This window comes from Parasphingorhabdus sp. W113, assembly GCF_055693205.1.
On record NZ_CM146328.1, the window covers coordinates 1,681,554 to 1,702,350 of the forward strand.

A 20,797-nucleotide genomic window follows, 5' to 3' on the forward strand; every position below is an offset into this window, starting at 1 on the left:
CTGCGCGGCTGTCCGGACTGGGTTGGCGGGTCAGTTCGGCGCGCCGCGGGAGGGGCTCGGCAACCGGTTTCTGGCCTCGCATGCACCGGTCGTGGTTGTGGATTTGCGCGCCAATGTCGCGGAAGGCCTGGTTGCTATCGAGGAACTGGCGGGCCTGTCGGAGCAGGGCGGGATCGCGATTCTGGCCCTGGTCGACGCGGCCTGTCCGCCGGATATGGCCGGACAATGTTTCGCCGCCGGAGCCACCCATTTCCTCGATTTATCGGCAGATAATGCGGATATCGAACAGGCGCTCAACTTTGCCTATCGCTATGTCGAACATGTCCGTGGCGGATCGAAAGTCATGGAGGATTTTAATCGGCTGCTGACGGCATCGGAAGAGAAATGGTCTTTCTCCAAGGCCGGCATCGGCGACCATTGGGTGAGCGAGAAACTCCGGGCGACCGGATCGGCACTGGCGCTCAATCGGTATCCGGTCAGCGGCTTCTATCGCGGAATGTCACCAGACGAACGGCTGCGACTGCGCGGCGCGATGGGGCGTTTGCGGGATGGCGCCGGTCAGGCTGCGGTGGTGCATGATCTCAACGGAACCAAGGTTATCCATCATCTGCACGATTCCGGCGATGCTATTCACGGTTATATTGAGCGGGTTGCACAGGATAGTCCGGAACAATTCTGGAACCACCGCGACGTGCTGTCCGGACTGCGCAACGGCTCCGCCGCGCGCGCCTGGATCAAGCAACGGCTCGAACAGGGGCAAAAATTGATGCTGATTGCCTTTGGTATCAAGAATTTTGCGACGATTAACGCCGCCTATGGTCGTTCGGTGGGGGATGAAGTGATGCGGCGGATCGGGCAGCGGTTGCTGCTGGAAATCCCCGATCTCGATCTGGGCACCCATTTGGTCGCGCGTCTCGATGGACAGAATTTTGTCGTCGCCTTTGCCGGAGGGGAACAGGCGGATGATCTGCGCCTCGTCGCTGAGAAGCTTATTGACCATGCCTTTGGGGCCGTCCGGGTGGAGGAACGCACCATTCAGCTGGCGCCGCGTGCCGGTCTCGCGATTGCGCAGGAATCGAGTGATGAAGCGGTGCTGATCCGCCGGGCCACACTGGCCCTGGCCGAAGCCATGCTATCGGATGCCTTTCGGATCAAGGCGAGCGGATCGTCTGAAAAGGAAATTCTGCTCGAACAGGCCCTCGAAGGTGATCTCGCCCATGCCTTGGAACGCGGCGATATTGCCATTGCCCTGCAACCCCAGATGCGGGTCGATTCCGGGCAATTGATCGGCGCCGAAGCCTTGGCGCGCTGGCAGCACCCGACTTATGGTTTTCTGGGGGCCGCGACCTTGTTCTCGGTGGCCGAACGGGCCGGGCTTACCGGTATGTTGTCGGCCCATATTCATGATCTCGCCCTCGCAATCGCCGGGCGCTGGCCGGAGAGTTTGTCCTTCCTGCGGATTTCGATCAATGTCACCGCAGGCGATCTGGCCGCTGACGGCTTCGTCCCGCTGATTAGCGAAAAGGCAAATCGGCATGCTTTTGCCGCGGACCGGCTGACCTTGGAAATTACCGAATCCGATCTTATCGCCAATATAGACCGCGCTGTCGATCAGCTGCGTTCGCTCCGGGAACAGGGCATTCGGATTGCGATTGACGATTTCGGGACCGGCTATAGCAGCCTGTCTTACCTCAAGCATCTGCCGCTGGATTATCTCAAGATAGACAGTGGTTTAACCGATGATATTAGCGGCTCGCAGAAAGACCAGCTGGTGGTGAAATCGATTATCGACCTCGCCCGCAAACTGAAGCTCGCGGTGATTGCCGAAGGCGTCGAGACCGAAGCGCAACTGGCCACGTTGGCGGAACAGAAATGCGAGTTTTTTCAGGGGTTTTTGCGATCCGGGCCGCTATCGCCGGACGAGTTTGAAGCCTTCGCGCTGCGCAGCAACTAGCCGCCTCGCCGAAAGCCGCCTATCTGTTCTGCTGCGCCAGTTTCGACAAGCCTGTGGTCAACTGGGTCAGGCCATGCAGACGTGACCGCGGATCCCGCCATTTGCGCTCGATAAACAGCTTGTTGTCAGGCCGGATACGCGCCGTGCCTTTTAAGCGATCGGCATAGGCGAGTAATCCCGGCACATTAGGGAAGGTGTCGCGGTGGAAGCTGACCAGCGCGCCGCGAGGCCCCATTTCGATCTTGGCGATATGCGCCTGGACGCAATTCATCTTGATCTCCATCAGCTTGAGAAGATTGTCGGTTTCGACCGGTAAATCTCCGAACCGATCTATCATTTCGGCGGCAAAGGATTCTATTTCCTGACGATTTTCGAGGCCGTTCATGCGGCGATAAAGCCCCATGCGCAGCGACAGGTCGGGCACATAATTTTCCGGGATCAGGATCGGAGCGTCGACCGTGATCTGTGGCGAGAAGCTTTCTGAGCGGGCATCGAGACCGGCGCCTTTGGCTTTGGCTTCGAGGATCGCGTCTTCGAGCATCGATTGATAGAGTTCGAAGCCGACCTCGCGGATATGGCCGGATTGTTCGTCACCGAGCAGGTTTCCGGCGCCGCGAATGTCGAGATCATGGCTGGCCAGTTCGAAACCGGCGCCGAGACTGTCGAGATCACTGAGGATTTTTAGCCGTTTTTCGGCTTTCTCGGTCACAATCCGGTCCTTGGGCGTGACCATATAGGCATAAGCCCGGGTTTTGGATCGCCCGACACGGCCGCGGAGCTGGTATAATTGCGCGAGACCGAAACGATCGGCACGGTGAATGATCAGGGTATTGGCGCTGGGAATATCGAGACCGCTTTCGACGATGGTGGTCGACAGCAGCACATCATATTTCTTGTCGTAAAAGGCCGACATGCGCTCTTCGACCTGCGCCGGCGGCATTTGGCCATGCGCCACAACATAAGAGATTTCGGGAGCAAACTCCTTCAAAAACTCCTGAATCTCGGTCAGGTCCGCAATCCGCGGGACAACCAGAAAACTCTGTCCACCGCGAAAATGCTCGCGCATCAGCGCTTCGCGCAGCGGAATCGGATCCCACGGCATAACATAGGTGCGGACCGCCAGCCGATCGACCGGCGGCGTCTGGATTACGGACAGTTCGCGCAAACCGGTCATTGCCATTTGCAATGTGCGCGGGATTGGCGTCGCGGTGAGGGTGAGGACATGGACGTCCGCCTTCATAGCCTTTAGCCGCTCTTTGTGGGTGACGCCGAACCTTTGTTCCTCATCGACAATAATCAGTCCAAGACGTTGAAATTCAATCGATTTAGCCAATAAAGCATGGGTACCGATGACAATGTCGACATTGCCGCTGGTCAGACCTTCGCGGGTCTTTTTGGCTTCCGCAGCCGGCACCAGTCGCGACAGCCGCCCAATTTTCAAGGGAAAGGGCCGGAACCGTTCTTCAAAATTGCTATAATGCTGCCGTGCCAGCAAAGTGGTTGGCGCGATAATGGCCACCTGCATGCCGGCCATAGCAGCGGCAAAGGCCGCGCGCATCGCCACTTCGGTTTTGCCAAATCCAACATCGCCGCAGACCAGCCGGTCCATCGCCTTGCCGGATCCCATATCGGCGAGCACTTCCTCAATCGCCTGCTGCTGATCATCGGTTTCCTGATAGGGGAAGCGATCGACAAATCCCGCCATCTCGCCGGCATCCACAACCGCAGGTGTTGCGGGTTGCAACGCGCGCGCAGCCGCAGTTTTCAGCAGTTCATGGGCAATCGCCCGGATGCGTTCCTTGAGCTTGGATTTGCGCCGCTGCCAGCCTTCTCCGCCGAGACGGTCGAGCACGACATTTTCGCCCCCTTCGCCATAGCGCGAGAGAACATCAATATTTTCCACCGGAACAAACAGCTTGTCCCCGCCCGCATATTTGAGCGCCACGCAATCATGCGGGCTTTCGCCAACCGGGATCGACACAATGCCTTCATACAGCCCGATTCCATGTTCGAGATGGACGACCAGATCACCCTGGCTGAGCGCAGACAGTTCCGCGATAAACGCATCACCACTTTTGCGCCGCTTCGACTTGCGCACCAGCCGGTCGCCGAAAATATCCTGCTCGGTCAGCAAGGCGAGATTTTCGGTGCGGAAGCCGGAGGCGAGGGGAATGACCGTCAGGGCGATGGCGGACGGGTTGGCCTGGCACGATTGCCAGTCGTCACACAGGCTTGCCGTCTTGACGTCATTGTCTTTCAGCAGGTCAAACAGGCGCGCTCGGGATCCGGCGCTGTAACTGGCAACAACCGCTGTTGTGCCCGCTTTTGTGAGGCTCTTGAGATGGGCCGCCAGCGCCTGGTAGATATTCTCGTTGCGGGCGCGTTCCGGCGAGAAATCCCGCGCAGACGAGACCGACAGGGACAGCACCCGCGCCGACTCCGGTTCGTCAAATTCGCTGATCAGATGGATCGGGGTATTCTGACGATCGGCCCATTCTGCAGGTGTCAGATAGAGCGCATCGGGGGCCAGTGGACGATAGCTGGACAAATTGGCCTTGTCTGCGTCGCGACGATTCTTGTAATAATCTTCAATGGCGGAAAACTGGGCTTCTGCTGCCTGCTCGGTCGCGGTGTCACGCAACAGCAAGCTGTCGCTGCCGCAATAGTCGAAAAAGGTGCCCAGCCGCTCTTCGACCAGCGGCAGCCAATGCTCCATGCCGGACAGGCGGCGGCCTTCGGAAATCGCCTGATAGAGCGGATCGCTGGTGGCGACGGCATCGAACAGATCGCGATAGCGGGTGCGAAAGCGCGTGATGCTGGCCTCATCGAGCAGCATTTCCGATACCGGCAACAGATCAAACCCGCCAATTGTGCCGGTTGTTCGCTGGTCGGCGGGGTCGAACTGGCGCACCGTTTCGATTTCATCGCCGAACAGATCGATCCGCAGGGGCTGGTCTGCACCTGGCGGGAAAAGGTCGATCAGGCCACCCCGGGCGGCAAATTCACCGCTATCGGCCACGGTGTCCACCCGGACGAAGCCATTGGCATAAAGAAAGGCGACCAGCTTTTCCTGTTCGATCACCGCGCCGGGCTGCAGCCGGGTGACCAGCTGTTTGACCCGTGCCGGTTCCAGAACCCGCTGGGTGACCGCATTGACGGTGGTGACCACCAGTTGCGGGCCCTCCGGCGCGATGGCGAGCCGCGACAGCGCGGCCAGCCGGTCGGCGGTGGTGTGCAAGGCTGGCGAGGCCCGGTCATAGGCGAGGCAGTCCCAGGCGGGAAAACTGATAATGTCGAGGTCCGGTTGAAAAAAGCGTGCGGCTTCCGCCGCGGCGCTCATCGCGGCATCGTCGGTCGCGACAAACACCGTGCGGCGCCCGGACTGCATTGCGATATCGGCCAGGCAATAGGGCCGGTAACCGGCGGCGACACCTGCGATCGTTATGCTGTCTTCAGCAGATAAAAGATGGTCAATATAAGACATTTGGAGACGCTATTGCAGAATCGATCAGGATAACGGCTTGGGCAGCGGAATATAGTCCAGCTTTTGCATCGCGGTCATCAGAGGCCCCTGAAACGCTTCGGGAACCGGCTGTGTGCCGATCGCCCAGGCCATGACATCAACATCTTCCTGTTCGAGCAATTTTTCAAACCAGGCAATGTCATCGTCCGACCAGTCTTGGCCATAGCGATCGAAAAAGCCGCCAATCATATGGTCGGCTTCGCGCGTGCCGCGATGCCAGGCGCGGAAGTAGAGGCGTTTCAAAACGATGTCGCGATCCATGATGATTCCTGTTCTTTCGATTTCTCTCAACATTGGCCGGACGGCGACTGGTATCTCGGCGCGGCTTGCTTATAAGGCGGATAGACATGCGACCCGAGATACTCAACGAATTATTTGGCCAGACCACCGCGCTGAAAGGCGTTGGCAAGACGCTGGCCAAGCCGCTCGAGAAGCTCGGACTCGTGCGGATCAAGGATCTGCTCTACCACCAGCCGAGCTACTGGATGCAGCGCAAGCCGGTGGATGCCATTGATGAAGCCGATGTCGGTCTCAACATCATCGCGACGGTGACCGCAACGGATTATCGCTCCGGCGGCCCCCGCAGTCCGTTGCGGGTGCATTCCGTCGATGGTCAGGGCAATGTCATCAGCCTGACCTTTTTTGGCAGAAATACAGGCTGGCCGAAGAAGATGCTGCCGCTGGGGGAAGCCAAGCTGATTTCGGGAAAGCTCGAGCGATACGGCGATGAGCTGCAAATGGTGCACCCCGATGTGCTTGAACCCAATGAGGCGGACAGCATCGCCCTGATCGAGCCGATCTACCCGCTCGCCGACGGGTTGGGCAATAAACGCATGGGGCAGCTGATCACTCAGGCGCGGACGATGATTCCGGACCTGCCGGAATGGATCGAGCCCAGTCTGATGGGCACCAAGGATTGGCGCGATTGGAAAGACAGTATCAACGCGCTGCACGAAGCCGAGCAACCGCAAGGACTGGACCGGCTCGCCTATGACGAGATTTTCGCCAATCAACTGGCGTTCATGCTGGTCCGGGCGAGCAATCGGCGCAAATCCGGGGTGCCATTGAGCGGAGACGGGCGGCTGCGCGGGCAATTGCAGCTGCCGTTCGAGCTGACCGGCGCGCAAAAGCGCTGTATCGCTGAAATTGATGGAGACCTCGCCCAGGCATCGCCAATGTTGCGGTTGCTGCAGGGCGATGTGGGGTCCGGCAAGACGCTGGTGGCGCTGATGGCGTTACTCAACGCCGTGGAAGCCGGCTACCAGGGCGCGTTCCTGGCACCCACAGAAATCCTCGCGCGCCAGCATTTCGAAGGGCTCCAGAAGCTGCTCACCGGCTTGCCAGTCAATTTGGCGATTCTGACCGGTCGCGACAAAGGCAAGCTGCGCGAATCCACGCTGATGGGGCTGGCCGATGGCTCGATCGACATATTGGTCGGCACCCACGCGATTTTTCAGGAGAAGGTGCAGTATAGGAAACTGGCGCTGGCGATTATTGATGAGCAGCATAAATTTGGCGTGTCACAGCGCCTGATGCTGACCCGCAAAGCCGAGCGGACACCGCATTTGCTGGCGATGACCGCCACGCCGATCCCGCGCACGCTGACTCTGAGCCAGTTTGGCGAAATGGACGTGTCGCGGATCGATGAACTGCCGCCGGGGCGACAGGCGATTGAAACCCGGGTCATTGCCGACAGCCGATTGTCGGAAGTGGTCGACGGACTCGCGCGCCATCTCTGCAGTGGCGGCCAGGCTTATTGGGTTTGTCCGCTGATCGAGGAAAGCGAAAAAAGCGATCTGGCGGCGGCGGAGGACCGCGCGGCAGCTCTGAAAATGCGCTTTGGCGACCAGGTCGGTCTCGTGCATGGCCGCATGAAGGGGCCGGAAAAAGACGCGGTGATGACGCGGTTTCAGCGCGGCGAAATCGGCCTGCTGGTGGCGACGACGGTGATTGAGGTGGGCGTCGATGTGCCCAATGCGAGTCTGATGATCATCGAGGCGGCCGATCGCTTTGGCCTGGCGCAATTGCACCAGCTGCGGGGCCGGGTCGGGCGCGGCGATGTCAAATCCAATTGCCTATTGCTCCGCGGCGATGCGTTAAGCGAAACCGCGAGCGCCCGCTTGCGGCTGCTCCGGGAAACCAATGACGGCTTCAAGATCGCCGAAGAAGATTTGCGACTGCGCGGGGCAGGGGAGTTGCTCGGCACCCGGCAGTCGGGGGATGCCGGCTTTCGGGTTGCGACACCCGAACAGATCACCCAATTTATCGGGACGGCAACGGATGATGCGCGCTTGCTCTTGGATCGCGATGGCGGGCTGGCGAGCGAGCGCGGGCAGGCGGCCCGGATCGCGCTCTATCTGTTTGAACGGGACTGGGAGTCAGCCTGATCCGCAGCGGGTAACTAGCCGGGCTGGGAATGGCCGATATGGTCGAGCGTCGCCATGAAATCAGGCTGGCGGATGACTCGTTCAAATTCAAAACCCGAACGGCCTTCGTGCGACCAGACCAGAAACGCCTCGATGCGTCCGGCCACCGGCAGGCGGACAACCACGCGATCGCCCTTGTCGAGCGCCACCGCGTGAATGATCTGACAGCCATGAGCCGAAATATTGCTTAGCTTGGCGGTGAATTCACCATGTTTCTGGGTTTCACAAATAGTCTCGAAATCGACGGGAAAACGCGTCGCACGACGCATGTCAGGCGCTGGATTGTTGGTCACACTGTTCATCGCCGCGGCTCCGTCGGTTGATTGAACCCAGCTTTTAGCGGAATTGTGCGAATAAATGGTAAACCAACCAGCCGGTTGAAAAGGATCAGGATTATGACCGTTTCAGCAGCCCGTGCTTCTTCTTTCCGGCGGAAATTTTCACATCGGCATCGGACAGGGCAATCATCATGCCGGCATCCTTGATCGGTTGATCATCAATCCTGGCACCGCCACCCGCCACCATCCGTTTGGCTTCGCCTTTTGAAGCGCAAAAACCGATGTCCACCAGCGCATTGAGAATGGATATTGAGTCAGCATCAACGTCCAGCACCGGCAGATCGCCGCCCGCCTGGCCCTGCTCGAATGTCTGCTGCGCGGTCTGCGCGGCGTCGGCGGCGGCTTTTTCGCCGTGCGCCAGAGCCGTGGCCTTGTCGGCCAGGATTTTCTTGGCCTGATTGATGTCCGCGCCTTCCAGCGATTCCAGTCGCGCAATTTCATCGAGATCGACATCGGTAAACAGGCGCAAGAACTTGCCGACATCACGGTCGTCACTATTGCGCCAGAATTGCCAGTAATCATAAGAGCTTAAGCGGTTTTCGTTCAGCCAGATCGCACCATCGACCGATTTGCCCATTTTGGACCCGTCGGCTTTCGTGATCAGCGGCGTGGTCAGCCCGAACAGCTCGGTGCTGTCGATGCGACGCCCCAGTTCGATCCCATTGACGATATTGCCCCACTGATCCGACCCGCCCAGTTGCAGACGACAGGCATGCTGGCGGGACAGTTCCAGAAAGTCATAGGCTTGCAGAATCATGTAATTGAATTCGAGAAAGGTCAGCGGCTGCTCGCGATCCAGCCGCAGTTTGACCGAATCGAAGGTCATCATCCGGTTGATCGTGAAGTGGCGGCCAACATCCCGCAGAAATGGGATATATTCGAGGCTGTCGAGCCAATCGGCATTATTGACCATCACCGCATCGGTCGGACCATCGCCAAAAGTCAGAAAGCGTTCAAAACAGGTGCGAATGGACGCGATATTGGCATCAATCCCGTCATTATCCAGCAGCTTGCGTACCTCGTCCTTGCCGGACGGATCGCCAACCTTGGTCGTACCGCCACCCATGACGACAATCGGCTTGTGACCGGCTTGCTGCAGACGGCGCAGCAGCATGATCGAAACCAGATTGCCCACGTGCAGAGAGTCGGCCGTCGCATCAAAGCCGATATAGCCCGGCACGACTTGCTTGCCGGCCAGCCGGTCCAGCCCTTCCGCATCGGTTAATTGATGGATATAGCCGCGATCATTGAGTAGACGCAGGAGATCAGATTGATATTCGGTCATGGGGACGGTCGTTACATGGGGAGAGGAAAAGTCGCAACATGCGTTTGAACCTGCAATGTCATGCCGATACCGCGGCGCAAACCGTCGCCGCCGTAACCGCCGATGTTCAGCTTTCGCAAACCGGCCAGTTGCGCTTGTCTTATCGGGTCATCGGAGCGATCGCCGATCTTGCCTTGCTCGCGGAAACGGCGCCGCAGCGGACCGACTATTTATGGCAGAAAACCTGTTTCGAAGCCTTTATCGGGCGGGCCGACGACAGCGCCTATCTCGAGTTTAATCTGTCACCGTCGACCGAATGGGCCGTGTACGGCTTCGAAAGCCATCGCAAAGGCATGCGCAATATCAGCCTGGCGTCCGATCCGGTGCTAACCCGCGCGCAAGAAGAGGCGGAATTTCGCCTGGATGCTGCGATTGACCTGGCGGGTACAGGACTGGCCGATCCCGATGCGGCGGTGGAAATGGCCGTGACGGCGGTAATCGAGGCGCAGGATGGGAGCAAAAGCCTGTGGGCTCTGGCTCATCCCGAGGGTGATCCGGACTTTCACAATCGGGATTGCTTTACCCATGAACTGAAGGCAGAACCCTAGCATGAAATTTGGTATTGATCGTTTGCTCGCCGAGCGGGAATTGCGGGGCCCACTGGAGGGAAAACGGGTGGCCTTGCTGGCGCACCCGGCTTCGGTGACGGAAAATCTCACGCACAGCATGGATGCTCTTGCGCAATGTGATGGCATTGACCTTTCTGCCGCCTTTGGGCCGCAGCATGGATTACGCGGGGACAAGCAGGACAATATGATCGAATCCCCGGACTATGAAGATCCGGTGCTGGGGATCCCGGTTTTCAGCCTTTATGGCGAAGTGCGGCGACCAACCCAGCAGATGATGGACAGTTTCGACGTCATCCTGATTGATCTCCAGGACCTGGGTTGCCGGATCTATACATTCATCACAACGCTGCGCTATATTCTCGAAGCAGCGGCAGAGCAGGGCAAGGCGGTGTGGGTATTGGACCGTCCCAATCCTGCCGGGCGACCGATTGAAGGCATGATGCTCGAAGAGGGCTGGGAAAGTTTTGTCGGTGCCGCGCCGATGCCGATGCGCCATGGCCTGACGCTGGGAGAAATGGGCCGCTGGTTCGTCAGCTATTTTGGTCTCGACGTCGACTATACGGTCATCGAAATGCAAGGGTGGCAACCCGAAGGCCCCGGATTTGGGTGGCCGACAGATCGGGTGTGGATCAACCCCAGCCCCAATGCCCCCAATGTCGCTATGGCGCGGGCCTATGCCGGGACAGTCATGCTCGAGGGTACGACGCTGTCGGAAGGGCGCGGAACCACCCGCCCGCTGGAGCTGTTCGGTGCGCCGGATATCGATGCCAAAGCGGTCTGCGCCGAAATGGAACGGAAGGCGCCGCAATGGCTGCAAGGGTGCACCTTGCGCGACTGCTGGTTCGAACCGACATTTCACAAACATAGCGGCTTGCTGTGCAGCGGGCTGCATATTCATGCCGAAGGACCCAGCTATAACCATGCGACCTTCCGGCCCTGGAGATTGCAGGCGCTGGCGCTGAAGGCGATCCGAAAACTTTATCTCGGTTATGAATTGTGGCGTGATTTCCCCTATGAATATGAAGAGGGTAAACTGGCCTTTGATGTGATCAACGGCGGCCCAGAACTGCGCGAATGGATTGATAGCCCGTCCACCATCGCCAATGATCTCGATGCGATCGCCGCACCCGATGAGCGGGTCTGGGCACAGACGCTGGGAGAATTTCTGCTCTACTAATCGCACCAGGTGCAAATATGCCTGAACCGGCAACTGATGTTGCACTGCAACATAATTCTTGCAGAAAGCGTTAATTCTGATATTTTGCCGGCATGTTAGCGAACAAAGAATTTTTTGAAGGCGTGGCACTGAAAAAATGCGTGAACGCCACCTATAACCGGTCGCAGGTGCTGTTGGCCCCGCATATTGTCTACACACGGCATGATGAAATGCATGTCGACGCCGTCACGATCGAGCGCGAGGGACAACCGCCGCGCGAGGCAAAGCTGGGAACCTTCAAGCTATCTGGCCTGAAGGATGTCTCGGTTGACGATCGCTCGTTCGAAATATCCGATCTTTTCGATGCGACCGCAGAAAAATATGACGGAACCACGCTTCTGGCTATCGAGGCTTAGGGGGCTGGGCCCAAGCGGTGGTCCCGTCACCGGGGAGGAGATATGATCTTCTCCCGGCTGTCCTGTCGGATCAGCTGATCAACAATATTGCGCAGCCGATTATTTTCAGCGAGCAAGTCACTCATCATGTCGCTGTTCTGAATGAGCATCAGCGACTTGCCTTTTTCAGGAAGGATCAAGCCCGAGCTCTTGCGGGTGTCAGGCACGGATTGGATGGTCCGTTTTCTCGGGCTTGCCGGTTTGAGCCAGCGATGGACGGACTGAACCATCTTATTCTGGTTCCACTGTCGCAGCACGCCGGCTTTGAGTTTTCCGAAAATGACCGAAGGATGTGAGGCATCGTAAAGTACGACGCTATGTTTCGGGTCTTTGGTGTGCGGTACTGAACTTGGCATATATACCTCCGCTATGTAGTTTTAACTACTACATCTGGTATAAAGCCTGTTCTCGGGTGGCCAAGAATAATTCGGTCCGTATTGGACCTATTCGCCGATCAGCCGTGTTTGCGGGTCAATTCCTTCATCGCATCGCTCAACCCTTCGAGGGTTAGCGGATACATCCGATCGCTCATCAGTTCCTTGATGATCTTGACGCTTTGCGAATAGCCCCATTGCTTTTCCGGCACCGGGTTGAGCCATGTTGCTGCAGGATAGGTGTTGGTCATGCGGTGGATCCAGGTCACGCCCGCTTCTTCGTTGAAATGCTCGACCGAGCCTCCGGGATGGGTGATCTCATAGGGGCTCATCGACGCATCGCCGACGAAGATCAGCTTATAGTCATGGCCATATTTGTGGAGAATGTCCCAGGTGTTGGTCCGTTCCGAGAACCGCCGGCGATTATCTTTCCAGACGCCTTCATAGACGCAGTTGTGAAAGTAGAAAAATTCGAGATTCTTGAATTCCGTCGTAGCGGCGGAGAACAGCTCTTCGCACAGCTTGACGAACGGGTCCATCGAACCGCCCACGTCGAGAAAGAGCAGCAATTTGACCGCATTGTGGCGTTCCGGCCGCATATGGATATCGAGCCAGCCCTTTTTGGCAGTGCCGTCAATCGTGCTTTTGATATCCAGTTCGTCCGCCGATCCTTCGCGGGCGAACCGGCGCAAGCGGCGCAGCGCCACCTTGATATTGCGGGTTCCGAGCTGTTTGGTATTGTCGAGATTCTGGAATTCCCGTTTGTCCCAGACCTTGATCGCCTTTTTCTGTCCGCCTTCGCCGCCGATGCGGACGCCTTCGGGGTTATAGCCGCTATTGCCATAGGGCGATGTCCCGCCCGTGCCGATCCATTTGCTGCCGCCTTCGTGGCGCTTTTCCTGTTCGGCGAGCCGTTCCTTGAGCGTTTCCATGATCTCGTCCCAGCTGCCGAGGGATTCGATCTCTTTCATTTCTTCTTCGGTGAGGAATTTTTCCGCCACGGCCTTGAGCCAGTCGAGCGGAACCTCTTCCTCCTGCATCCCGTAATTGGTTTCGATACCCTTGAAGACTTTCGAAAAGACCTGATCAAAGCGATCGAGCAGCCCTTCGTCTTTCACGAAAGTGGCGCGAGAGAGATAGTAGAATTCCTCCGGACGGCGCTGAATGACATCCTTGTCGAGCGCTTCCAGCAGGACGAGATGTTCCTTGAGCGACGCAGTGATCCCTGCGGCTCTCAATTCATCCATGAAGTTGAAGAACATCGCTTCCGGCTCCGCTTAGCGCGCTTCGCGTTTCGCCATGAAGGCGAGGCGTTCGAACAGCATGACATCCTGTTCGTTCTTGAGCAGCGCCCCGTGCAGTGGCGGGATCGCCTTGCTCGGATCCTTGGATTGCAGGATTTCGAGCGGCATATCTTCCGACAGGAGCAGTTTCAGCCAGTCGAGCAGTTCCGAAGTGCTCGGCTTTTTCTTCAGGCCCGGCACTTCGCGGACATCGTAAAAAATATCCATCGCCTTTTTGACCAACACGCCCTGAATATCGGGGAAATGGACATTGATGATTTCCTGCATCGTCTCACGATCCGGGAATTTGATATAGTGGAAGAAACAGCGACGCAGAAACGCATCCGGCAGTTCTTTCTCGTTGTTGGATGTAATCACCACAATCGGGCGCTCGGCCGCCTTGACTGTTTCCTTGGTCTCGTAAACATGGAATTCCATGCGATCGAGTTCCTGCAGCAGATCGTTGGGAAATTCGATATCGGCCTTGTCAATTTCGTCGATCAGCAGCACCGGCAGTTCGGGCGAGGTAAACGCCTCCCACAATTTGCCCTTGCGGATATAGTTGGAAATGTCGTGGACGCGTTCATCGCCAAGTTGGCCATCGCGCAGCCGCGCCACGGCATCATATTCGTAAAGGCCCTGATGCGCCTTCGTGGTGGATTTGACATTCCATTCGATCAGCGGCGCGCCGGTGGCTTTGGCAATTTCATGGGCCAGTACCGTTTTACCGGTGCCGGGCTCGCCCTTGACGAGCAAGGGGCGCCGGAGCGTCACGGCAGCGTTGACCGCAACCTTCAAATCATCGGTTGCAACATAGTCTTTGGTACCGTCAAAACGCATTTTTCACTATCCCTTGCCGTAAACGTCAATGGACTAGCGATAGGGAATAGCGGTGGCGCAGGCAAGTTAATCATTCGGTTAGTTGAACAGGCCTGGCGCCCAACCGATCAGGCGATGATGCGGGCCTTCTGACGCGAGATCGAGCAATTGCCAAAGTCCGCGATGTTGCGCGAGGATTTGATCCGCGCCAAAGTTGATTGCGCGGGCGATGCCGGGCACCTCGGACAGTTGATTGGCCAGCAGGCTGGTCGCATCTCTGCCGGGCAATATCGCGGTTCTCGGTTCGACGCCGAGTTTCAGCGCAATCTGTTCGAGCAACGGCCGAATGCTATGCCAGTCCAGCACGAGCGCGAAAGCCGCGCCAATGGCGCAGCCGGTGCGGTCAGATTGCGCGAGCATTTCCAGCGCCTTGCGTTGGGCCAGGACGGTGGCTTCGCTCTGATCCTGCATGCCGGTGCCGGTAATCGGACCGGCGGCCACCGTGAGGCGGGTCAGAAAAGCCCTTTCCGCGGCAAAGGCCTCCATCGCGTCGACAAACCAGGACCGCGCATCATTGTCGGCGGTCTTGATCGCGGCATGGTCGACAACACCCGGGTGCCGGCCGTGCAGGACGCCTAGAAAATGCGCGATATCGGTAACATCGCTGCCACCGATATCGGTGCCGGCCTCATAGCAGCTTTGGAAATGCGAAATGCTGTGGCTGCCATGCGCGTGCACATGGTCAGCCAGGGATGGCCGCGCGGATGGTAAAGGATTGGTTTCTGGCATTGCGCTCACATCTCAAAAGTTCCGTGATCAGCCGGAAAGCTCATCACTCGATATTCCTGATATGTAGACGCAAATCCTAAAGAGGCGGTTTATCGCCTGTTAGGGTTATACAAACCATGTTTCAGAAAAGCGCAAATTCCTGATAGATACAACCATTGTCATAGAGTTTGCTGTGGGTGCATCGTATCAATTTGGTGATCGCTTCCCCGCCAAAAATCGGCGTCCCTCCGCCCAGAATAATCGGTGCTCTTTTTACGCGGAGAATATCTATGGCATCGGCCTGGAGCAGCGACCGGGCAAATTGCCCGCCGCCGCAGAGGTAGATCGGTTTGGTCTGCTTGCTTTTCATTTCGCGAATCTTGGGGAGGGCAGACCCATGGACAACGGTTACTGCCCGATTGCTTGGCAGGTCGATGGATTGCGAAAAGACAAAGGCTTCGAGGTCGGGATAGGGATTCGCTCCGGACTCCAGACCAAATTGATATCCGAATTCATAAGTATGTTTGCCCATGAGCACAGAGCCATAGGTTGAAACACGCTGAAAATAGTCGTCGACGATCGGACCGTCGTGCGGGAAGCGGGATATGTCCCCGTCCGGACCGGCAATAAAACCGTCCATGGAAACCGCGACGTCATAGATGACGGGTTGCATAAAATGCTCCTGGAAACAGAGAAACCATTTGGCCTGGGCCAATTCTTGATGGTTTTAGCTGTTCACTGTCAGAGCACTCCTTTGTCAGCCGGTCTATTGCCTGACAACCGAGCGATCAAGTCCGCTTGCGTTCGGATGGTCGTCCGCTGCGATGCTTACTGATCCAGGAAGCTCCGCATTTTGCGGCTGCGGCTTGGATGTTTCAGTTTGCGCAACGCTTTCGCCTCGATCTGCCGAATGCGTTCGCGGGTCACGCTGAACTGCTGGCCGACTTCTTCGAGCGTATGATCGGTGTTCATGCCGATGCCAAAACGCATCCGCAGCACCCGTTCTTCGCGCGGGGTCAGGCTCGCCAATACCCGGGTCACGGTTTCCTTGAGATTAGCCTGAATCGCCGCGTCGACCGGAATAATCGCATTTTTGTCCTCGATAAAATCACCGAGATGGGAATCTTCTTCGTCACCAATCGGGGTTTCGAGGCTGATCGGTTCCTTGGCGATCTTCATAACCTTGCGCACTTTTTCAAGCGGCATGGACAGGCGTTCGGCCATTTCTTCCGGTGTCGGCTCGCGGCCCTGCTCGTGCAGGAACTGGCGCGAGGTGCGGACCAGCTTGTTGATTGTTTCGATCATATGGACCGGAATACGGATGGTCCGGGCCTGATCGGCAATCGACCGGGTGATCGCCTGGCGAATCCACCAGGTGGCATAGGTCGAGAATTTGTACCCGCGGCGATATTCAAATTTGTCGACCGCCTTCATGAGACCGATATTGCCTTCCTGGATCAAATCCAGAAATTGCAGGCCGCGATTGGTATATTTTTTGGCAATCGAGATCACCAGCCGCAGGTTGGCTTCAACCATTTCCTTCTTGGCGATCCGCGCTTCGCGCTCGCCTTTCTGGACCATGTTGACGATCCGCCGGAATTCATCGAGCGAGGTGCCGGTTGCCGCCGAAATATCGGCAATTTCGGAGCGAATCCGTTCGACCGAATTGACTTCTTTCTCTGCGAAAGCGGCCCATTTCTTGTCGGTCTTGGCCATGCTGGCGAGCCAACTGTCATCCAGTTCGCTGCCGATATAGCTTTCGAGAAACGCGCGCCGGGGCACCTTGTGGCGCTCGGCGAGACGCAACATCTGGCCGCCAAGGGCGGTCAGGCGCCGGTTGAAGGAATAGAGCTGGTCGACGAGAAACTCGATCTTGTTGGCGTGGAACTGGACACTTTCGACAAGCGCGGTCAGTTCTTCGCGCAGATTCTGATATTTCTTTTCCGAGGCTGCCGCAAAATCGTCACCGACCGCAAAGGCTTCCATGCGGGTGGTTTGCAGTTTCGAGAATTTCTTGAACACCGAAGTGATTTTGGCGAATTTTTCGAGCGCTTCAGGTTTCAGCGCCTCTTCCATCTGCGCGAGGGAAAGGGTGTTGTCTTCTTCTTCTTCTTCGACCACGCGCTTGGTCCGACGCTCGGTCAGATTGTCTTCGTCATCGCCTTCGCCTTCTGCGGCTTCCGGTTCGTCTTCAACCTCGTCATCATCCTTGAACGACGGACCAGCGGTTTTCTCGCTGATTTCGCCATCGTCATCATCTTCTTCTTCAAGATTCTCAGGGACGGGATCCTTGGACAGCATCGCATCGAGATCGAGAATCTCACGCAGCTGCATTTCACCGTCATTCAGGGCGGTCGACCATTCGATAATGGCGTTAAAGGTGGTCGGGCTTTCGCACAGGCCCCAAATCATCGTGTCGCGGCCCGCTTCGATGCGCTTGGCAATCGCAATCTCGCCTTCGCGGCTAAGCAGCTCGACCGCGCCCATTTCGCGCAGATACATGCGCACCGGATCATCGGTGCGATCGCCGGCCGCTTTTTTTGGCGCTGCCGCAGCGGTTTTCTTGTCTTTGTCCTTGCCCTTTTCGTCGATCGATTCGACTTCGTCCCCGGCCATTTCTTCGGCCGCTTCCTCGTCATTCTCGACAATCCGTACACCCATTTCGGAGATGGACGACATCACGTCTTCAATCTGCTCATTCTGTTCCTGAGGGAGGGCTTCGTTGAGTTCGTCTATCGTCAGATAGCCGCGCTTCTTGGCCTTGGTCAGCAATTTCTTGACTGCTGAATCGTTCAAATCAATCAGTGGTGCATCTTCTGCTGCCGATTTTTTTGCTTTGCTTGCCAAGTTTCAAGGCCCCTACGTTAAAAACTGATATCAAAGGTCACACGATCTTGTGCGACCCCATTTTCAAAATTGGCTTCTGTTCACAGGACATCATCGATCTGAGTAAGTTCGACCAGCCGTTCATGAAATTCCTGCTTGGCCTGGCGCAATCTTTGTTGCTCGGCATAGCTTTCATCATCGAGTTGGTCCTGTACCCGCCTTGTTGCCTCTGCAAGAGCCGCTTCAATAGCGGGCCGGGCGCCCATCACCTTAATCGCTTCTGACAAATCCTGATGCGCCCGTTCAATCGTTTCTGACGGGGCAGGATCTGGCAACTTGCGGTTGAAAGTGAAATTCAGCGCATCGGCCCGTAACAGCCCTTTTGCGACATTATAACAATCTGTCTGTTCCAATATGGTAAGAAGGCCCCGCATATCAAGCATTTCTTTACGCATTGCGGCGCGCAGCATCTCGGATAGTAGCGCCTGCAGTTGCGAGTCGCTGATTGTCATGATGGTCAGCACTTCGAAATGCTTGGAAATCTGCGACGGATGACGGATCAGGCCGCCGATCACCGCTTTTGCAATGCGCAGGTCATGGCCAGCGATCAAAACCGTTTTTGTGTCCTCGGTGGGCGTGAAGGATGCCAGCGGGGATCGCTGTTTGCCTTTCCAGGCTTGGCGCGATTGCGGGTTGGATGACCGCTGGAATGGCGCATTCTGGCTGGCAAAGAAGGTTTCCTGATAACGCTCCTGAAAATCTTGGCGATAGTGCTGGGCGATATCGGGGTCGCCAATCTCCCGGACATGGTCGGCCAGCCGCTTTTTGAAGCCGGCCTTGTTTTCCGGTGTGCGCAGCGGCTCGCGATCATATTCATGCTGCCACAGGCGATCGGCCAGCATCTGCGGTTTGGCAACCAGATCCGCAAAAGCCTTTGGCCCCTCGGCGCGAATAAGATCATCGGGATCCTGTCCCAGCGGCAGGGATATGAAATGCAGACTGTGTGATGGCCGCAAAATCGGCAGCGCCCGCAACGCCGCCCGCATCGCGGCCTTCTGCCCCGCGCTGTCGCCATCGAAGCACAGGATCGGGGCTTCGACCATCTTCCAGATCCGTTCGATCTGATGCTCGGTCAGCGCGGTACCGAGCGGGGCGACGACATCCTCGAAGCCCGCCTGGGCCAGCGCAATGGCGTCCATATAGCCTTCGACAACCAATATCCGTCCGGTTTGCCGCGAGGCCGGCGAGGCCTTGTCGAGATTGTACAGCGTGCGCCCCTTGTCGAACAGCGGCGTGTCGGGAGAATTGAGATATTTCGGCTCCCCGTCGCCCAAAATGCGGCCGCCAAAGGCGATCACCCGGCCCCGGGGATCACGAATCGGGATCATCAGCCGGCCTCGAAACCGGTCATACGGGTCTTTGTTGTCGACCTGGATCAACAGGCCGGCTTCGACCAGCTGGTCGATTCCGTGCACCGACAGGGCGTCTTTCAGCCGGCCGCGCGAATCCGGTGCGAATCCGAAGCCGAATTCGCGAATGGTTTTGTCCGAAATCCCCCGATTTGCGAGATATTCCCGCGCCGCCGTGCCTTCGATGCCGTTAAACTGGGTGACGAACCAATCCTGCGCTGCCGCCATGACGTCATGCAAGGTGGCCCGCTGTTCCTGGCGCTGTGCCGCGCGCGGATCGGGGGCAGGGACTTCCATCTGGGCTTCGGCCGCCAGCTCTTTCACGGCGTCCATGAAGCCGAGCCCACGCTGGTCGGTCATCCAGCGGATCGCATCGCCATGGGCACCGCAGCCAAAGCAATGGTAAAAGCCTTTTTCGTCATTGATTGTGAAACTGGGGGTTTTCTCGTTGTGGAACGGGCAGCAGGCCTTGAATTCGCGCCCCGCCTTTTGCACTTTGACCGTGCGCCCGATCAGCGTCGACAGGGTCGTCCGGTTGCGCAGCTCATCCAGCCATTGCGGAGAAAGCGTCACAGTTTCCCCTGCCGTCTGCGGGAGGGGTTAGGGGAGGGCCTATCCTTCAAAACCAGTCCGATTTGTTCGACCACACCCTCGACATTCTCCATCACATCCAAATTTGAAAAACGAATCACAGAATAGCCCTGATTTTCCAGAAAGCTTGTCCGTTCCTTATCATAGCCAATCTGTTGACTGTGCGAATCTCCGTCCAGTTCAATAACTAGCTTTTCAGTCCGCGCTGCAAAATCACAAATATACGGACCTATACAAACTTGCCGATTAAACCTCACACCATCCAGCTTTCGCGCCGAGAGATAAGGCCACAATCTTCTCTCCGCCGGGGTGGCATTGTTCCGCAAATCCCGCGCTTGGTTGGTCTTTCTTTGCGTAAACTCTTTCATGCCCTCCCCCGACCCCTCCCGCTGGCGGGAGGGGAGAAGATGTCTTCCTATCCCAGCGCTGCCTTGACCAGGCCACTGGCCTTGCTCATGTCGATTTCGGTGCCATGGCGCTTTTTCAGTTCGCCCATGACCCGGCCCATGTCTTTCATCGACTCCGCACCGAGTTCAACCTTGATCCCGTCAATCAGCGCGCTGGTTTCGGCTTCGCTGAGCTGGGCTGGTAGAAATTCCTCGATCACAGCCAGTTCGAATTTTTCCTGACTGGCCAGCTCCGTGCGGCCGCCTTCTTCGTACATGCTGATCGATTCGCGGCGCTGTTTGGCCATTTTCTGCAGCACGTCCGTCACCAGCGCATCGTCATCCACTGCGCCGTCCTTGGTCCGCAATTCGATATCCTTGTCCTTGATCTTTGCGAGGATCGACCGAGTCGCAGCGGTCCGGTCCTTGTCTTTCGCCTTCATTGCCGCAATTTGCGCGGCTTTCACGGAGTCGCGAATCATAACTGCCTCGCATTTTGGAATAAGCGTTAACCCTAGCCGGAAGATTCAATATTTCATAGATTGTGTCGGAAATATTTCACCCCTAGTCCGCATGAAATTTTGTGCACTTCACGC

The 20,797-nt window shown here is 57.2% G+C and carries 17 protein-coding genes and 1 pseudogene; 5 read left to right on the plus strand and 13 right to left on the minus strand.

Annotated features, from left to right (window positions below):
- Positions 1 to 22: 22 nt before the first annotated feature.
- Complete coding sequence (locus tag ACZ1GS_RS07965) at positions 23 to 1,954, plus strand: putative bifunctional diguanylate cyclase/phosphodiesterase (RefSeq protein ID WP_472697927.1); 1,932 nt, start codon at positions 23 to 25, stop codon at positions 1,952 to 1,954.
- A 19-nt stretch (positions 1,955 to 1,973) separates the two neighbouring features.
- Here ACZ1GS_RS07965 and mfd read toward each other — a convergent pair whose 3' ends face one another.
- Positions 1,974 to 5,438, minus strand: a complete 3,465-nt coding sequence (gene mfd, locus ACZ1GS_RS07970) for a transcription-repair coupling factor (protein WP_472697928.1) — start codon at positions 5,436 to 5,438, stop codon at positions 1,974 to 1,976.
- Positions 5,439 to 5,462: 24 nt separating this feature from the next.
- Positions 5,463 to 5,738, minus strand: a complete 276-nt coding sequence (locus tag ACZ1GS_RS07975) for an FAD assembly factor SdhE (protein ID WP_472697929.1) — start codon at positions 5,736 to 5,738, stop codon at positions 5,463 to 5,465.
- Positions 5,739 to 5,824: 86 nt separating this feature from the next.
- Between ACZ1GS_RS07975 and recG the strand changes: the two are divergent.
- Positions 5,825 to 7,878: pseudogene (gene recG / locus ACZ1GS_RS07980) on the plus strand (ATP-dependent DNA helicase RecG).
- On the opposite strand, the gene ACZ1GS_RS07985 reads toward recG, so the two are convergent.
- Positions 7,879 to 8,205, minus strand: coding sequence for a PilZ domain-containing protein (locus ACZ1GS_RS07985; RefSeq protein ID WP_472697930.1), 327 nt, complete (start codon positions 8,203 to 8,205; stop codon positions 7,879 to 7,881).
- A 91-nt stretch (positions 8,206 to 8,296) separates the two neighbouring features.
- Complete coding sequence (tyrS, locus tag ACZ1GS_RS07990; protein ID WP_472697931.1) at positions 8,297 to 9,526, minus strand: tyrosine--tRNA ligase; 1,230 nt, start codon at positions 9,524 to 9,526, stop codon at positions 8,297 to 8,299.
- Positions 9,527 to 9,564: 38 nt separating this feature from the next.
- Here tyrS and ACZ1GS_RS07995 point away from each other — a divergent pair, with 38 nt between their 5' ends.
- From ACZ1GS_RS07995 to ACZ1GS_RS08005, 3 genes are all read left to right on the plus strand, one after another.
- The gene (locus ACZ1GS_RS07995) at positions 9,565 to 10,113 is read left to right on the plus strand and encodes a DOMON-like domain-containing protein (protein WP_472697932.1); all 549 of its coding nucleotides are present in this window, start codon (positions 9,565 to 9,567) and stop codon (positions 10,111 to 10,113) included.
- A gap of 1 nt (position 10,114) precedes the next feature.
- Complete coding sequence (locus ACZ1GS_RS08000) at positions 10,115 to 11,311, plus strand: exo-beta-N-acetylmuramidase NamZ family protein (protein WP_472697933.1); 1,197 nt, start codon at positions 10,115 to 10,117, stop codon at positions 11,309 to 11,311.
- Positions 11,312 to 11,403: 92 nt separating this feature from the next.
- The gene (locus ACZ1GS_RS08005) at positions 11,404 to 11,706 is read left to right on the plus strand and encodes a hypothetical protein (RefSeq protein ID WP_472697934.1); all 303 of its coding nucleotides are present in this window, start codon (positions 11,404 to 11,406) and stop codon (positions 11,704 to 11,706) included.
- Positions 11,707 to 11,732: 26 nt separating this feature from the next.
- Here the strand turns inward: ACZ1GS_RS08005 and ACZ1GS_RS08010 are convergent, their stop codons facing one another.
- The 9 genes from ACZ1GS_RS08010 to ACZ1GS_RS08050 form a co-directional block, all read right to left on the minus strand.
- Positions 11,733 to 12,101, minus strand: coding sequence for a hypothetical protein (locus ACZ1GS_RS08010; RefSeq protein ID WP_472697935.1), 369 nt, complete (start codon positions 12,099 to 12,101; stop codon positions 11,733 to 11,735).
- A gap of 98 nt (positions 12,102 to 12,199) precedes the next feature.
- Positions 12,200 to 13,381, minus strand: coding sequence for a vWA domain-containing protein (locus tag ACZ1GS_RS08015; protein ID WP_472697936.1), 1,182 nt, complete (start codon positions 13,379 to 13,381; stop codon positions 12,200 to 12,202).
- Between the two features lie 15 nt (positions 13,382 to 13,396).
- Positions 13,397 to 14,242 carry an AAA family ATPase gene (locus tag ACZ1GS_RS08020; RefSeq protein WP_472697937.1) on the minus strand — a complete coding sequence of 282 codons (846 nt, stop codon included), beginning with the start codon at positions 14,240 to 14,242 and terminating at the stop codon, positions 13,397 to 13,399.
- A 78-nt stretch (positions 14,243 to 14,320) separates the two neighbouring features.
- Positions 14,321 to 15,010, minus strand: a complete 690-nt coding sequence (locus tag ACZ1GS_RS08025) for a DUF6975 family protein (protein ID WP_472698098.1) — start codon at positions 15,008 to 15,010, stop codon at positions 14,321 to 14,323.
- A 121-nt stretch (positions 15,011 to 15,131) separates the two neighbouring features.
- Positions 15,132 to 15,662, minus strand: a complete 531-nt coding sequence (locus ACZ1GS_RS08030; protein ID WP_472697938.1) for a dihydrofolate reductase family protein — start codon at positions 15,660 to 15,662, stop codon at positions 15,132 to 15,134.
- A 155-nt stretch (positions 15,663 to 15,817) separates the two neighbouring features.
- The gene (gene rpoD, locus ACZ1GS_RS08035) at positions 15,818 to 17,836 is read right to left on the minus strand and encodes an RNA polymerase sigma factor RpoD (protein ID WP_472697939.1); all 2,019 of its coding nucleotides are present in this window, start codon (positions 17,834 to 17,836) and stop codon (positions 15,818 to 15,820) included.
- Positions 17,837 to 17,916: 80 nt separating this feature from the next.
- Positions 17,917 to 19,797: a DNA primase gene (gene dnaG, locus ACZ1GS_RS08040; protein WP_472697940.1), complete on the minus strand. Its 1,881-nt coding sequence runs from the start codon at positions 19,795 to 19,797 to the stop codon at positions 17,917 to 17,919.
- Positions 19,794 to 20,183, minus strand: coding sequence for an endonuclease domain-containing protein (locus tag ACZ1GS_RS08045; RefSeq protein ID WP_472697941.1), 390 nt, complete (start codon positions 20,181 to 20,183; stop codon positions 19,794 to 19,796). The genes dnaG and ACZ1GS_RS08045 overlap by 4 nt, the downstream gene beginning before the upstream one ends.
- A gap of 47 nt (positions 20,184 to 20,230) precedes the next feature.
- Complete coding sequence (locus ACZ1GS_RS08050; protein WP_472697942.1) at positions 20,231 to 20,683, minus strand: GatB/YqeY domain-containing protein; 453 nt, start codon at positions 20,681 to 20,683, stop codon at positions 20,231 to 20,233.
- Positions 20,684 to 20,797 lie beyond the last annotated feature (114 nt).